The organism is Cellulomonas fimi ATCC 484 (assembly GCF_000212695.1).
GTDB classification, from domain to species: Bacteria; Actinomycetota; Actinomycetes; order Actinomycetales; family Cellulomonadaceae; genus Cellulomonas; species Cellulomonas fimi.
Map to the genome: position 1 here is coordinate 1,577,726 of NC_015514.1, position 14,254 is coordinate 1,591,979.

Below are 14,254 nucleotides of genomic sequence, written 5' to 3' on the forward strand. Positions count from 1 at the left end.
CGTGGCACGGCGGTCGCACGGCGGCCCGGGTCCGGACCGCCGACCACGCGTCCGGGTCAGCCGCGCGCGGCCTTCGCCGCCGCCTTCGCGGCCTGCTTCGTCGCACGCACCTCGGCGAGCGACGTCGGGTCGGTGACGTCGGCGATCGAGCGGCGCGACCCCTCCTCGCCGTACGCGCCCGCCGCCTCGCGCCAGCCGTCGGGCGTGACGCCGTACTGCTTGCCGAGCAGCGCGAGGAAGATGCGCGCCTTCTGGTCGCCGAACCCGGGCAGGGCCTTGAGCCGCTTCAGCACGGTCGCGCCGTCCGGGTCGCCCGTGGTCCAGATGCGCGCGACGTCGCCGTGGTACTCCTCGACGACCGCGCGCGCGACCGCCTGGATGCGGCCCGCCATCGACCCCGGGTAGCGGTGCACCGCCGGCGGCGTCGCGCACAGCGCCGCGAACTGCTCCGGGTCGGCGTCGGCGACCTCGTGCACGTCGAGCCCCCCCATGCGCTCCGCGATCTTGGAGGGCCCGGCGAACGCGCTCTCCATCGTGACCTGCTGATCGAGCAGCATGCCCACGAGCAGCGCGAACGGGTCGTCGGACAGGAGGTGGTCGGCGGCTGCGTCGCCGGTGAGCCAGAGCGTCATGCGCCCATCCTGGACCGCGGACCGGCGCGGTGGGCAGCGGCGACGTCGACGAGCGTGTCGAGGTCGGCAGGGTCGTCGACGTCGTGGCGGAGCGACGAGGTCGACGGGACGTCGAGGCGGACGTGGCCCGCGGCGGCGTGCCGGGCCGACGACCCCGCGCCGAAGGCGGGTCGAGGGTCGACGCGTGCGGCAGCCGTGAGGAGCGTCGTGCCGGTGCCCTGCGCGTCGGGGACGTGCGCACGCGGGTGCGCGGACGCGAGCCGCAGTGCGGCGTCGAGATCGTCGGGGCGCAGGCCGGGCAGGTCGCCCAGCAGCACCGCGACCGCTGCCGAGGGGTCGAGGCGGCGGGCGTGCGTGACACCCGCGAGCACCGCCGCGTCCAGGCCGCCTCCGGGCGGCTCGTCGACGACGACCGCCCCGCCGCGCTGCGCCCACGACCCGAGCAGCGGGTCGGGCGTCACGAGGACGACCCGCTCCACGTCGTCGGCGGCCGACGCCGCCGCGAGCGTGTCGAGCGCCATCGACCGCACGAACCGGGCGCGCTCGTCGTCGGGCAGGACGGGGGCGAGGCGCGACTTGCCGCGGCGGGCGTCCTTGACGGGGACGACCACCGTCCAGGCGGTCACGGCAGCCGGTCCACGAGCGCGAGTGCGCGGGCCGCGATCGCGGCGGTCGCGGGGACGTCGGTCATGAGGGTCGGCGCAGCCTCGACCGTCCAGCCTTCGGCGCGCAGCGGCGCGACCGCGTCCGCGTCGGCGTCGTCGACGAGCCACGCGTCGAGCACGCCGCCGTCGGCGCGCCGACCGTAGTGCCGGGCGACGGCGTGGGCGGCGGTCGCGACGTCGATCGCAGCCAGGCACGCGTCGGCCATGCCGCGCACGGGTGCGCCCCCGATCACGGGGCTCACGCCGACGACGGGGGCGGCCGTGGCGCGCAGCGCGTCGCGCACGCCGGGGACCGCGAGGATCGTGCCCACCGACACGACGGGGTTGGACGGCGGCACGACGACCACGTCGGCGCCCGCGAGCGCGTCGAGCACGCCCGGGCCCGCGGTCGAGCCGTCGAGACCGACCTGCACGAACCGGCGCGCGGGCACGCCGGCGCGGTGCAGCACCCACCACTCCTCGAAGTGCATCATCCGGCCGTCGACGGTCTCGACGTGGGTCTCGACCTCGTCGTCCGACATCGGCAGCAGCGTCACGCCCGGCTGCCAGCGTTCGGCGAGCCGCGCGGTCACGGCCGACAGGGGCACGCCCGACAGCAGCAGCTCGGTGCGCGCGAGGTGGGTCGCGAGGTCCAGGTCGCCGAGCGTGAACCACTCCCAGCCCAGGCCGTACGCGGCGAGGTCGTCGGACACGCGGCGGCTCTCGTCGCGGCGCCCCCAGCCCTGCTGCTCGTGCACGGCGCCGCCGAGGGTGTACATGAGGGTGTCGAGGTCGGGGCACACGCGCACGCCGTGCAGCCACAGGTCGTCGCCCGTGTTCGCCACGACGGTGACCTGCGCGGTCGTGCCGCCGGCACCGTCGGGCAGGCGCTCCCGCAGGAGCGCGAGAAGCCCGCGCGTGAAGCGGGCGCCGCCGACGCCGCCGGACAGGACGGTGATCCTCATGGCTCTCCCGCGGTGACGCCCGCGCGCACGGGTGCGGGCTCGTGGAACGCGATGACGGGGCGCCCCGTGCGGGGGTGCTCCAGGACGTCGGCCTCGACGCCGTACACCTCGCGCAGCAGCGCGGGTCGCAGCACCTCGCGGGGGTGACCCGCCGCCGCGAGCCGCCCCTGCGACAGCACGAGGACGTGCTCGCAGAACGCCGCGGCGAGGTTGAGGTCGTGCAGCGCCGCGACCGTGGTGGTGCCGAGGTCACGGACGAAGGCGAGCAGCTGGAGCTGTGCGCTCACGTCGAGGTGGTTGGTGGGCTCGTCGAGCAGCAGCAGCTCGGGCTCCTGCGCGAGCGCGCGGGCCACGTGCACGCGCTGCCGCTCGCCGCCCGACAGCGTCGCCCACGCGCGGTCGGCGAGGTGGGTGGCGTCGGCGGCGGCGAGCGCCCGGTCGACCGCGTCGTCGCCCGGGTCCGCGCCCCACAGCGTCCGGTAGGGGATGCGGCCCAGCGCGACGACCTCGCGCACCGTGAGCGGCACGGTGCTCGACGACTCCTGCTCCAGGAGCGCGATGCGGCGGGCCCGTTCCCGGCGGCCGAGCGACGCGACGGGCACCGGCTTCTCCGGGGCCGTGCCGACGAGCACGGCGCCGCGCTCGGGCTCCAGCAGCCCTGCGACCAGGCGCAGCAGCGTCGACTTGCCCGCGCCGTTGGGGCCGAGCAGGCCCGTGAAGTGCCCGGGCGGGGGAGTCGCGTCGACGCCGTCCACCACCCAGCGGCCACCGAGCCGCGTGCCGACGCCGTCCAGCCTCAGGTCCATGCCGACCCCCGTCCCCGCCGCAGCAGCACCGCGAACACGGGCACGCCGACGAGCGCGGTGACGATGCCGACGGGCAGCTCGCGCGGGTCGAACACCGTGCGCGCGAGCGTGTCGGCCCACACGAGCAGCACCGCGCCCGCGAGCGCCGCGACGGGCAGCAGGCGCCGGTGCGCGGGACCGGTGAGGGCGCCGACGGCGTGCGGCAGGACGAGCCCGACGAACCCGATCGCGCCGCTCACGGCCACCATCGCGCCCGTGAGCAGCGCGACGAGCGTCATGAGCGTCCACCGGGTGCGGTCGACGTCGATGCCGAGCGCCGCCGCCGAGGTGTCGCCGAACGCGAACGCGTCGAGCCGCTGCCCGGCGAGCACGACGACCGTCCCGACGACGAGCACCGCGACCCCGGCGATGGCAACCGACGTCCACGTGGCGCCCGCGAGGGAGCCGAGCAGCCACGACAGGATCTCGCGGTAGGAGTCGCCGGTCGCCGTCCAGAAGATGACGAACGACGTGCCGGCCGCCGCCAGCTGCGACACCGCGAGCCCGGCGAGCACCGCGCGCCCGGGCGCGAGCGTGCCCTGCGAGCGGGCGAGCGCGAGGGTCGCGACGAGCGCCGCCATCGCCCCGACGAACGCGGCGACCGGCAGCAGGACCGCGACGCCGACGACGAGCACGGCGACCGCGCCGAGCGACGCACCCGACGACAGCCCGAGCAGGTACGGGTCGGCGAGCGGGTTGCGCGTGAGGCTCTGCATGACGGCACCCGCGAGCGCGAGCCCCGCGCCGACCGCCGCGCCCGTGAGCACGCGCGGCAGCCGCAGCTCCCAGACGATCGCGTCGAACCGGGGGTCGACCGGCGTGACGGGCAGGCCGAGGTGGGTGCCGATGCTGCGCGCGACCTCGCCGACGGACAGGTCGGCGGGGCCGATCGTCACGGCGACGAGCACCGTCGCGACGAGCGCGGCGACGCCGACCGCGAGGAGCAGCGGAAGCGGGGCGCGCCGGGACGCGGGCGGCGTCGCCGGTGCGGTCGGGTGCGTCGCGCGGGGCGTGGCGGTGGTGGTCGTCCCGGTCACCGCCCCTCGAGCGCGGCGACCTGGTCCGCGATGTCCGCGACCGCCTCGGCGTTGCGCACGCCCGCCTCGGTCGCCGCGAACGGGACCGTCACGTAGCGCTTCTCCTGCACGGCCCGCAGGACCGACGTGGCCGGGTTGCTCTCGAGCAGCTCGATCTTCTTCTCGGCGGTGTTCCAGGTGGCGTCGACGAGCACGATGACGTCGGGGTCGGCCGCGACGACCTGCTCCCAGCCGACCGACGTCCAGGTGTCGTGCACGTCGCCGAACACGTTCGTCAGCCCCGCGGCGTCGAGGATCATCTGCGGCGCGCCGATGCCCGCGCCGACGTAGGGCGTGTCCGAGCCCGACGAGTACCACAGCGCGGTGGTCGGCTCCGCGGGCTTCTCGACGTCCGCGAGCGTCTCGCGCTGCGCGGCGACGAGCTCCTCGGCGGCGTCCTGCGCGCCGAACAGCGACGCGACCTCGCGGATCTCGTCCTCGACGACGTCGAACGTCAGCGGGTCGGGCTGGTAGCCCTCCTCCTTGCACGCCGCGGGGGACACGTAGGTGCCGATGCCGCGGTCGGCGAGGGTCGCGCGGTCCCCGGCGCCGTCGGCGGAGAAGTTCGACTCCCAGCCCGCGTAGACGAAGTCGGGCGTGAGCGCGAGCAGCGCCTCCTGGCCGGGCACCTTGTCGGACACGACCGGCACGGCGTCGTACGCGGCGGCCCACTGCTCGGGCACGGGGCCGTCCGCGAACGCGGTGCCGACGAGCCGGTCGCCCAGCCCGAGCGCGAGCATCATCTCGGTCGACGACGACTTGATCGTCACGACGCGCTCCGGCGGCGCCTCGACCGTCACGGGCGTGCCGCAGTTGTCGAGCTCCACGGGAGTGAACCCCGAGCCGGTGGTCGGGGTGGCGCTGGTGGCGCCACCGGCCTGCGCGTCGGCGGCGCACGCGGACGCCCCGAGGGCGACGGCGGCGAGCACGGCGAGGCTGGCGGCGGGACGGACGGCACGGCGGGGCATCGACACTCCGAGGATCTGCGCCGGGGCCTGCGACCCCAGCGCGGGCGGGGGTGCGCGGCGGTGCGCACGACAGGGACGGGTGCACGTCGCACCCCGGACGGCCGCCGAGTGCCGGGCGGCGCGACCCGGGCCAGAGCGGGCCGGGTTCCGCGCACAGCCTAGGCCGCGCCGGGGCGTGCGACGCAAGTGCACGGCTGTCCGCCGTGGGCGAAGCGGCCGGTCAGGGCCCTGCGGCGAGCGCGAGCGCCTGCGCGACCTCGGCCACGTCGCCCACGAGCAGCCCGACGGTGACACGCAGGTGCCCGCCGGGGGCGTCGTGCGTGCCGTCGCCGTCCGCGGGCCGTGTCGGCGTCGACGTGCCGGGCGTCGCCGGGCCGCGTGACCAGCCGGAACCGGCCGGGCCACCCGGTCCGCCCGCGCCGGCCGTCCCGGCGACGAACGGGGACCCCGGCGCGGCACGGATCCCGGCCGCCTCGAGCCGCAGGAGCGCGGTGCGCTCGTCGTGCACGGGGAGCCACAGGTTGATGCCGTCGCCGCCGTCGACGTGCACGTCGAACAGCGCGAGCGCGGTCGTGAGCGCGCGTCGCCGGGCGAAGTACACGCGCCGCGCGTGCGCGACCGCGTCGACCGCGGCCGGGTCGGTGAGCAGGTCGACGAGCACGTGCTGGAGCAGCCGGCTGGTCCACCCCGGGCCGAGCATCCGCCGGGCGACGAGCGCGTCGAGCACGCGGGCCGGGCCGCCGACGGCCGCGAGCCGCAGGTCGGGGCCGTGCGACTTGGAGTAGGACCGCACGTGCACGGTCGCGTCGGGCAGCCACGTGCCGAGGGACACGTCACGCGCCGACGAGATCTGCCCGCAGTGGTCGTCCTCGATCACGGTCACGGGGGAGTGGTGGCGGCGCACGACCGCGGCGAGCTCGCGCGCGCGGGTCGGGGTGAGGCTCGCACCGGTGGGGTTGTGGGCGCGCGGCTGCAGGACGACGACCGTCGCGCCGGCGTCGAGCGCACGGGCCAGCGCGTCGGGACGCATGCCGTTGCGGTCGAGCGCGCACGCGACGCGCGGCAGCCCGAGCTGGTCGAGCAGGTCGAACAGCGGCGGGAAGCCGGGGTCCTCGACCGCGACGCGGTCGCCGAACGACGCGACCTGCTCGAGCGTGCGGCTGATCGCGTCGACCGCGCCGTCGACGACGGTGAGCCGCTGCGGCACGAACGGCCACGACTCGCGCAGCAGCGACTCGAGCTCGGGCACGAGCGGCGCCGACAGGTACGTGCCGGCCTCGGCGGCGGGCGTGCGGGCCGCCACACGGGCCAGCGCGGGACCGAGTGCGGGCAGCAGCTCGGGGTCGGGCGTGCCGGTGGACAGGTCGAGCCGCGCGGGCGCGCCCCCGGCCAGGTCGCGGTAGCGGGGCGGGAGCCACGCGGCGGGCGGCGGCAGGACGAACGTGCCGGCGCGGCCGCGCGACGCGACGAGCCCGACGGTCGCGAGCGCCTGGAACGCGCCGCTCACCGTCGCGGGGCTCACGCCCAGGTCGATCGCGAGCGCGCGGACCGTCGGCAGGCGGTCGCCGGGCACGAGGTCGCCGCCGTGCACGAGGCGCGCGACGGCGGCCGCGATGCCGCGCGGCGACCGGTCGTCGACGTGGGAGGCCAGGTCCATGCGCGCAGCATGCCCGCGCGCGGGGCGTGCCCCGGCACCTCGCAGCCCGACGAAAGGGACGGTGGACCAGGTGTTTACACAGGGGCCCCGGTTGTTCGCGTGGCGGAAACGGAGGGTAACGCCGCAGAAATGTTCAACGCCGACAGTCACATTCCACGGCGACGGGGCCCGGCCCGGCAGGCATGGCCCGTCGCACAACGGGGAGACCGCCACCTCCCGTCGGGGCCGGGTCCCCGTCGACGGCCCGACCGAGGACCGGAGGACCCCCATGACCGTCGTACGTGTCGCGTTCACCCAGGCCACCTGGACCGGCGACAAGGAGTCGATGATCGCGCTGCACGAGGCCTGGACGCGCGAGGCCGCGTCGGCCGGTGCGCAGGTGATCTGCTTCCAGGAGCTGTTTTACGGGCCGTACTTCGGCATCACGCAGGACACGGCCTACTACGACTACGCGGAGTCGGTGCCCGGCCCGACGACCGAGCGGTTCGCGGCCCTCGCCGCCGAGCTCGGCATGGTGATCGTGCTCCCGGTGTACGAGGAGGACCAGCCGGGCGTGCTGTACAACACGGCCGCGGTCATCGACGCGGACGGCACGTACCTCGGCAAGTACCGCAAGCACCACATCCCGCACCTGCCGAAGTTCTGGGAGAAGTTCTACTTCCGGCCCGGCAACCTCGGGTACCCGGTGTTCGAGACGGCCGTCGGGAAGATCGGCGTGAACATCTGCTACGACCGGCACTTCCCCGAGGGATGGCGCGTGCTCGCGCTGGGCGGCGCGGAGATCGTGTTCAACCCGAACGCGACCGCGCCCGGCATCTCCAACAAGCTGTGGGAGATCGAGCAGCCGGCCGCGGCCGTCGCCAACGGGTACTTCGTCGTCGCGAACAACCGCGTGGGCCGCGAGGAGAACGAGTACGGCGACGAGGCGGTCGCGTTCTACGGCTCGTCGTACGCCGTGGGTCCCGACGGCAACTACGTCGGCGAGGTCGGCTCGACCACCGAGGACCAGCTGCTCGTCCGCGACCTCGACCTCGACCAGATCCGCGAGGTCCGCGAGCGCTGGCAGTTCTTCCGCGACCGCCGTCCCGACGCCTACGGCGCGATCGTCGCCCCCTGACCTCGGCCCCGGCACCGGAAGGACGCACGTGAAGACCTTGATCACCGGCGGGACCGTCGTCAGCGCGACGGGCCGCACGGCCGCCGACGTGCTCGTCGACGGCGAGACCATCGCCGCGGTGCTGGCCCCCGGCTCGACGCTGCTCGGCCACGACCTGGCCGCGCACGTCGACCGGGTGGTCGACGCGACCGGCAAGTACGTCATCCCCGGCGGCATCGACGCGCACACCCACATGGAGCTGCCGTTCGGCGGCACCGCGGCGTCCGACACGTTCGAGACGGGCACGCGCGCCGCCGCGTGGGGCGGCACGACGACGATCATCGACTTCGCCGTGCAGCGCACCGGGGAGCGCGTCATGGACGGGCTCGCGGCCTGGCACGAGAAGGCCGCCGGGCGGTGCGCGGTCGACTACGCGTTCCACCAGATCGTCGGGGGCGTGGACGACGACTCCCTCAAGGCGATGGAGGGCCTCGTCGCGGAGGGCGTCACGAGCTACAAGCTGTTCATGGCCTACCCCGGCGTCTTCATGAGCGACGACGCGCAGATCGTCCGGGCCATGCAGAAGGCCGCCGACCTCGGGCTGCTCACGATGATGCACGCCGAGAACGGGCCCGCGATCGACGTGCTCGCCGCGCAGCTCGTCGAGCAGGGGAAGACGGACCCGTACTTCCACGGCATCGCCCGCGCGTGGCAGCTCGAGGAGGAGGCGACGCACCGCGCGATCATGCTCGCCGATCTGACCAACGCACCGCTGTACGTCGTGCACGTCAGCGCGAAGCAGGCCGTCGCGCAGCTCGCGTCGGCCCGCGACGAGGGCCGGAACGTGTTCGGCGAGACGTGCCCGCAGTACCTGTACCTGTCGCTCGAGGAGCAGCTCGGGGCTCCCGGGTTCGAGGGCGCGAAGTGGGTGTGCTCGACACCGCTGCGCTCGCGGGCCGAGGGGCACCAGGACCACATGTGGCGCGCGCTGCGCACCAACGACCTCCAGATGGTCTCGACCGACCACTGCCCGTTCTGCATGAAGGGCCAGAAGGAGCTCGGGCTCGGTGACTTCCGCGCGATCCCCAACGGCATCGGGTCGGTCGAGCACCGGATGGACCTCATGTACCAGGGCGTCGTGACCGGCGAGATCACGCTCGAGCGCTGGGTCGAGCTCACGTCGACGACGCCCGCGCGGATGTTCGGGCTGCACGGCCGCAAGGGCGTCATCGCCCCCGGCGCCGACGCCGACGTCGTGGTCTACGACCCGGCCGGTCACACGACGATCAGCGCCGCCACGCACCACATGGCCATGGACCACTCCGCGTGGGAGGGCTTCGAGGTCGACGGGCACGTCGACGTCGTGATGTCCCGCGGCGAGGTGCTCGTGGACGCCGACGGCTACCACGGCCGCGCGGGGCACGGGCGCTACGTCGCGCGCGAGCTGTCGCAGTACCTCGTCTGACCCTCACCGTCCCCCACGAGAGGAGCCACGCCGTGGACTTCGGTGTCGTCCTGCAGAACAACCCGCCCGCCTGGCGGACCGTCGACCTGGCCCGCCAGGCCGAGTCGCACGGGTTCGACTACGTGTGGACGTTCGACTCCCACCTGCTGTGGCAGGAGCCGTACGTCGTGTACTCGGCGATCCTCGCCGCGACCCGCAAGGTGGTGGTGGGTCCCATGGTCACCAACCCCGCGACCCGGGACTGGACCGTGACCGCGTCGCTGTTCGCGACGCTCAACGAGATGTACGGCAACCGCACGGTGTGCGGCATCGGCCGCGGCGACTCGGCGGTACGCACGCTCAACGGGCGGCCGTCGAACCTCGCGACGCTGCGCGAGTCGATCCACGTGATCCGCGAGCTCGCGAACGACCGGCCCGTCGAGCTCAACGGCCGCACCGTGCGCTTCCCGTGGGCGAAGGGCTCGCGGCTCGGCGTGTGGGTCGCCGCGTACGGGCCGCTCGCGCTCAAGCTGACCGGCGAGGTCGGCGACGGGTTCATCCTGCAGCTCGCCGACCCGGACATCGCGGCGTGGACCATCAAGGTGGTCCGCGACGCCGCCGAGGCCGCGGGCCGCGACCCCGACGCGATCCAGTTCTGCGTCGCAGCGCCCGCCTACGTCGGCGACGGCGACTCGCCGGCCGCCCGCGCGCACATGCGCGAGCAGTGCCGGTGGTTCGGCGGCATGGTCGGCAACCACGTCGCCGACATCGTGTCCCGGTACGGCGCCGACAGCACCGTGCCGAAGGCCCTCACCGACTACATCAAGAACCGCGAGGGCTACGACTACAACGAGCACGGCCGTGCCGGGAACTCGCACACCACGTTCGTCCCCGACGAGATCGTCGAGCGGTTCTGCCTGCTCGGCAGCCCGCGCGAGCACGTCGAGAAGCTCGAGGCGCTGCGCGACCTCGGCGTGACCCAGTTCGCCGCGTACCTCCAGCACGACAACAAGGAGGAGACGATGCGGCTGTACGGCGAGCGGGTCATCCCCGCGCTCGCCGAGACCGTGGTGGCGACCGCGTGACCGCCCGCCGGGCGGTCCGGTCCGCGGCCTGGGGCCTCGCCGCCGTCGTCCTGCTCGCCGTGCTGTGGGAGCTCACCAAGGCCGTCGTGCCGGACACCGGGTGGCACGTCGGCGAGGCGAGCGTCCTGCCCCGCACCGACGACGTCGCGATGCCGCACGTCTGGGACGTCGTCGCGCGGATCGGCGAGCCGGAGACCTCCGCGACGGGCGCCCCGACGGTGCTCGTCGCGATGCTCCAGGCGTGCTGGTTCACGCTGCGCGTCGCGGTGGCGGGCTGGGTGCTCGGCGTCCTCGGCGGCACGCTCGTCGCGGTGGTGATGCAGCGCTCGCGGCTCGCCGAGCACGCGCTGCTGCCGTGGGTCGTGCTCAGCCAGACGGTCCCGCTCGTCGCGCTCGCACCGCTCGTCGTCGGGTGGGGCGGGCGCATCGAGATCGGCGCGTTCGCGTGGCAGAAGTGGATGTCGGTCGCGCTCATCGCGTCCTACCTCGCGTTCTTCCCCGTCGCGGTCGGGATGCTGCGCGGGCTGCAGTCGCCGACCGCCGCGCAGGTCGAGCTGTTCCGCGCGAACGCCGCGTCCTGGGGGCGCACGCTCGTCTCGCTGCGGCTGCCCGCGTCCGTCCCGTACCTGCTCCCGGCCCTGCGCCTGGCCGCCGCCACCGCGGTCGTCGGCGCGATCGTCGCCGAGGTGTCCACCGGCACCAAGGGCGGCGTCGGGCGCCTCGTCATCGCCTACGCCCAGGCCGCGAGCGGCGACCCGGCCAAGCCGTGGGCGGCGATCCTCGCCGCGGCCGTGCTGGGCCTGCTCGCCGCCGGTCTCGTCACCCTGCTCGGGCTCGGCCTGGGCCGTTACCGCCACGCGGAGGTCTCATGAGCGACGTCAGCACCGCCACCGAGCCGGCGACGGCCGCGCCCCCGGCCGGCTCCCCGGCACAGCCCACGACCGGCCCCGCCACCGCCGTCGACGTGCGCGGCGTCTCGAAGGTCTTCACGACCCGCGCCGGCACCGTCACGGCTCTCGACGACATCCACCTGAGCGTCGCTGCGGGCGAGTTCGTCTCGCTCATCGGCCCCTCGGGGTGCGGCAAGTCGACGCTCCTGCGGCTCGTCGCCGACCTCGACGAGCCGACGTCGGGCGAGATCGCTGTGTTCGGCCGGCCGCCGCGGGTGGCCCGCGAGGCGCGGGACTACGGCATCGCGTTCCAGCAGGCCGGGCTCCTGCCGTGGCGCACCGTCACCGCGAACGTCGAGCTGCCGCTCGAGCTGCACGGCGTGGGCCGTCGCGAGCGGGCCTCCCGGGCGGCCGAGCTGCTCGCGCTCGTCGGGCTCACGGACTTCGCCGGGCACTTCCCGCACCAGCTCTCGGGCGGCATGCAGCAGCGCGTCGCGATCGCCCGGTCGCTCGCGGAGAGCCCGAGCCTGCTCCTCATGGACGAGCCGTTCGGCGCGCTCGACGAGATGACGCGCGAGCGCATGCAGACCGAGCTCGTGCGGCTCTGCGCCGAGTCCGGGGCGGCCGTCGTGTTCGTCACGCACTCGATCCCCGAGGCGGTGTTCCTCTCGCAGCGGGTCGTCGTCATGTCGCCCCGGCCCGGCCGGATCTCCGCGGTCGTGGACGTGGATCTCGCCGGGGCGGGGGAGCGGACGGACGACCTGCGGGAGGACGCGGCGTTCTTCGCGGCCGTCACCGCGGTCCGCGAGGCGCTGCACCACGGCACCGGGACGGCCGTCCCGACGCGCGGCGTGGACGTCCGGTGAGCGCCGCGACCGGCCCCGCCCCGGGCCGCGCGCCCGGCGCCGTGCACGTCGCCCGGGTCGCACGGTGGTGCGCGCCCGTCCTGCTCGGCGTGCTCGCCCTCGCGGTGTGGCAGGCCGTCGTCGTCGGCGCCGAGCTGCCGCCGTACCTGCTCCCCAGCCCGACGGCGATCGTCGAGCAGCTGCGCCTCGTCGTCCCGCTCGTGTGGTCGGCCGCGCTCGCGACGGGCGCGAACGTCCTCGTCGGGCTCGTCGCGGGGGCCCTGCTGGCGGTCGGCGCGGCGGTGCTCGCGGCGCGCAGCCGGCTCGTCGACGGCCTGCTCTCGCCCACGGCCGCCGCCCTCGCGGTCATGCCGATCGTGGCGCTCGCCCCGGCGCTCAACACGCTCTTCGGCACGACGTCGACCACGCCGCGCCGGCTCGTCGTCGCCGTCGTGGTGTTCGCGCCCGTGTTCGTCAACACGCTGCGCGGCCTGCGGCAGGTGCAGCCCGTGCACCGCGACCTCCTGCGCGCCTACGCCGCGACCCCGCGCCAGGTCACGCGCACCGTCACGATCCCCGGCGCCCTGCCGTACCTGTTCACGGGCCTGCGGATCGCCGCGTCCACCGGCGTCATCGCGGCCGTCGTCGCCGAGTACTTCGGCGGTCTCCAGAACGGGCTCGGGTCGCGCATCACCGCCGCCGCCGCGAACAGCGCCTACGCCCGGGCCTGGGCGTTCGTGCTCGGTGCGATCCTGCTCGGCCTCCTGTTCCACCTCGCCACGACGGCGCTCGAACGCGCCGTCGCCCACCGCCACGGCGTCCCCGAGACCTGACCGCGGCCCCACCCGTCCCGCCTGCCGACGACGTCAGGTGCGGTCGACCGCGACTCGCCCCCCTGCGAGCGCGCCCCCGCCAGTGCCGACCCGTCGAACCCCAGGAGGACCGATGACCCCCACCAGGCGTCCCGCGTGGACCGCGACCGCCGTCGGCGTCGCGACCGCGCTCGTGCTGTCCGCGTGCAGCAGCGGCAGCGGCGACCCGGCCGAGCCCGAGGCCACCGGGGCCGACGGGCTGACCCCCGTGAAGCTCCAGCTGCAGTGGTTCACCCAGGCCCAGTTCGCCGGCTACATCGCGGCGGTCGAGCAGGGCTTCTACGAGGACGAGGGCCTCGACGTCGAGATCGTCGAGGGCGGCGTCGACATCGTCCCGCAGTCGGTGCTCGCCGACGGCTCCGTCGACTACGCGATCGCGTGGGTGCCCAAGGCGCTCGCGTCGCGCGAGCAGGGCGCGGGCATCACCGACGTCGCCCAGATCTTCCAGCGTTCCGGCACCCTGCAGGTCGCGTTCGCCGACTCCGGCATCTCCTCGGCGGCGGACCTGAAGGGCAAGAAGGTCGGCAACTGGGGCTTCGGCAACGAGTTCGAGCTGTTCGCCGGCATGACCGAGGCGGGCCTCGACCCCGCGACCGACGTCACGCTCGTGCAGCAGCAGTTCGACATGAACGCCCTGCTGTCGGGCGAGATCGACGCCGCCCAGGCCATGACGTACAACGAGTACGCGCAGGTCCTCGAGGCGGAGAACCCCGAGACCGGTGAGCTGTACCAGCCCGAGGACTTCACGGTCGTCGACTGGAACGACGAGGGCACGGCGATGCTCCAGGACGCGATCTGGGCGAACACCGAGCGCCTCGCGTCCGACGCGGAGTACGAGGAGACGACCGTCAAGTTCCTCAAGGCGAGCCTCGAGGGCTGGATCTGGGTCCGCGACAACCCGCAGGAGGCGCGTGACCTCGTCGTCGCCGCGGGCTCGCAGCTCGGCGCCAGCCACCAGCTGTGGCAGGTCAACGAGGTGAACAAGCTCGTGTGGCCCTCGCCGGGCGGCATCGGGATCATCGACGAGTCCGCCTGGGCGCGGACGGTCGACATCGCCCTGCACACCAAGAACGACCAGGGCGCGACCGTCATCACGTCCGAGCCGGGCGCCGACGCGTTCACCAACGAGTACGTGGACGAGGCGCTCGCGCAGCTGCGCGACGAGGGCGTGGACGTCGACGGCACCGACTTCGAGGCCCTGGAGGTCACGCTGGAGCCGGGCGGCAACTGACGCA

14 protein-coding genes are annotated in these 14,254 nt (G+C 74.8%); 7 read left to right on the plus strand and 7 right to left on the minus strand.

The window, feature by feature from the left end:
* Window positions 1-56 precede the first annotated feature (56 nt).
* From CELF_RS07295 to CELF_RS07325, 7 genes are all read right to left on the minus strand, one after another.
* Window positions 57-632, minus strand: a complete 576-nt coding sequence (locus CELF_RS07295; RefSeq protein ID WP_013770609.1) for an HhH-GPD-type base excision DNA repair protein — start codon at window positions 630-632, stop codon at window positions 57-59.
* Window positions 629-1,258, minus strand: coding sequence for a 2-phospho-L-lactate guanylyltransferase (gene cofC / locus CELF_RS07300; protein WP_013770610.1), 630 nt, complete (start codon window positions 1,256-1,258; stop codon window positions 629-631). Before cofC ends, CELF_RS07295 begins: the two co-directional genes overlap by 4 nt.
* Window positions 1,255-2,241 carry a 2-phospho-L-lactate transferase gene (gene cofD, locus CELF_RS07305; protein ID WP_013770611.1) on the minus strand — a complete coding sequence of 329 codons (987 nt, stop codon included), beginning with the start codon at window positions 2,239-2,241 and terminating at the stop codon, window positions 1,255-1,257. Before cofD ends, cofC begins: the two co-directional genes overlap by 4 nt.
* Entirely contained in the window at window positions 2,238-3,047 is an 810-nt protein-coding gene (locus CELF_RS07310; protein ID WP_013770612.1) for a putative F420-0 ABC transporter ATP-binding protein, read from the minus strand. The genes cofD and CELF_RS07310 overlap by 4 nt, the downstream gene beginning before the upstream one ends.
* Window positions 3,038-4,123 (minus strand): putative F420-0 ABC transporter permease subunit, encoded by a 1,086-nt coding sequence (locus CELF_RS07315; RefSeq protein WP_013770613.1) that lies wholly within the window; start codon window positions 4,121-4,123, stop codon window positions 3,038-3,040. Before CELF_RS07315 ends, CELF_RS07310 begins: the two co-directional genes overlap by 10 nt.
* Entirely contained in the window at window positions 4,120-5,130 is a 1,011-nt protein-coding gene (locus CELF_RS07320) for a putative F420-0 ABC transporter substrate-binding protein (protein WP_013770614.1), read from the minus strand. Before CELF_RS07320 ends, CELF_RS07315 begins: the two co-directional genes overlap by 4 nt.
* Before the next feature lie 220 nt (window positions 5,131-5,350).
* Window positions 5,351-6,787, minus strand: coding sequence for an aminotransferase class I/II-fold pyridoxal phosphate-dependent enzyme (locus CELF_RS07325; protein ID WP_013770615.1), 1,437 nt, complete (start codon window positions 6,785-6,787; stop codon window positions 5,351-5,353).
* Between the two features lie 268 nt (window positions 6,788-7,055).
* Between CELF_RS07325 and CELF_RS07330 the strand changes: the two genes are divergently transcribed.
* The 7 genes from CELF_RS07330 to CELF_RS07360 all read left to right on the plus strand — a co-directional run bounded on the left by CELF_RS07330 (window position 7,056) and on the right by CELF_RS07360 (window position 14,250).
* Complete coding sequence (locus tag CELF_RS07330; protein ID WP_013770616.1) at window positions 7,056-7,904, plus strand: nitrilase-related carbon-nitrogen hydrolase; 849 nt, start codon at window positions 7,056-7,058, stop codon at window positions 7,902-7,904.
* Window positions 7,905-7,932: 28 nt separating this feature from the next.
* Complete coding sequence (gene hydA, locus CELF_RS07335; RefSeq protein WP_013770617.1) at window positions 7,933-9,348, plus strand: dihydropyrimidinase; 1,416 nt, start codon at window positions 7,933-7,935, stop codon at window positions 9,346-9,348.
* Between the two features lie 32 nt (window positions 9,349-9,380).
* Window positions 9,381-10,412, plus strand: a complete 1,032-nt coding sequence (locus CELF_RS07340; RefSeq protein WP_013770618.1) for a TIGR03842 family LLM class F420-dependent oxidoreductase — start codon at window positions 9,381-9,383, stop codon at window positions 10,410-10,412.
* Window positions 10,409-11,284, plus strand: coding sequence for an ABC transporter permease (locus tag CELF_RS07345; protein WP_013770619.1), 876 nt, complete (start codon window positions 10,409-10,411; stop codon window positions 11,282-11,284). Before CELF_RS07340 ends, CELF_RS07345 begins: the two co-directional genes overlap by 4 nt.
* Complete coding sequence (locus tag CELF_RS07350; protein WP_013770620.1) at window positions 11,281-12,168, plus strand: ABC transporter ATP-binding protein; 888 nt, start codon at window positions 11,281-11,283, stop codon at window positions 12,166-12,168. Before CELF_RS07345 ends, CELF_RS07350 begins: the two co-directional genes overlap by 4 nt.
* Window positions 12,165-12,980 (plus strand): ABC transporter permease, encoded by an 816-nt coding sequence (locus tag CELF_RS07355; protein ID WP_013770621.1) that lies wholly within the window; start codon window positions 12,165-12,167, stop codon window positions 12,978-12,980. The genes CELF_RS07350 and CELF_RS07355 overlap by 4 nt, the downstream gene beginning before the upstream one ends.
* A gap of 112 nt (window positions 12,981-13,092) precedes the next feature.
* The gene (locus CELF_RS07360; protein ID WP_013770622.1) at window positions 13,093-14,250 is read left to right on the plus strand and encodes an ABC transporter substrate-binding protein; all 1,158 of its coding nucleotides are present in this window, start codon (window positions 13,093-13,095) and stop codon (window positions 14,248-14,250) included.
* Window positions 14,251-14,254: the final 4 nt, after the last annotated feature.

Excerpts from the sequence above, each read along its gene's own strand:
- CELF_RS07295 (WP_013770609.1), bottom strand. The coding sequence starts at position 632 with ATGACGCTCTGGCTCACCGGCGACGCAGCCGCCGACCACCTCCTGTCC.
- CELF_RS07360 (WP_013770622.1), top strand. The coding sequence starts at position 13,093 with ATGACCCCCACCAGGCGTCCCGCGTGGACCGCGACCGCCGTCGGCGTC.
- CELF_RS07320 (WP_013770614.1), bottom strand. The coding sequence starts at position 5,130 with ATGCCCCGCCGTGCCGTCCGTCCCGCCGCCAGCCTCGCCGTGCTCGCC.
- CELF_RS07330 (WP_013770616.1), top strand. The coding sequence starts at position 7,056 with ATGACCGTCGTACGTGTCGCGTTCACCCAGGCCACCTGGACCGGCGAC.
- cofD (WP_013770611.1), bottom strand. The coding sequence starts at position 2,241 with ATGAGGATCACCGTCCTGTCCGGCGGCGTCGGCGGCGCCCGCTTCACG.
- CELF_RS07310 (WP_013770612.1), bottom strand. The coding sequence starts at position 3,047 with ATGGACCTGAGGCTGGACGGCGTCGGCACGCGGCTCGGTGGCCGCTGG.
- CELF_RS07325 (WP_013770615.1), bottom strand. The coding sequence starts at position 6,787 with ATGGACCTGGCCTCCCACGTCGACGACCGGTCGCCGCGCGGCATCGCG.
- CELF_RS07350 (WP_013770620.1), top strand. The coding sequence starts at position 11,281 with ATGAGCGACGTCAGCACCGCCACCGAGCCGGCGACGGCCGCGCCCCCG.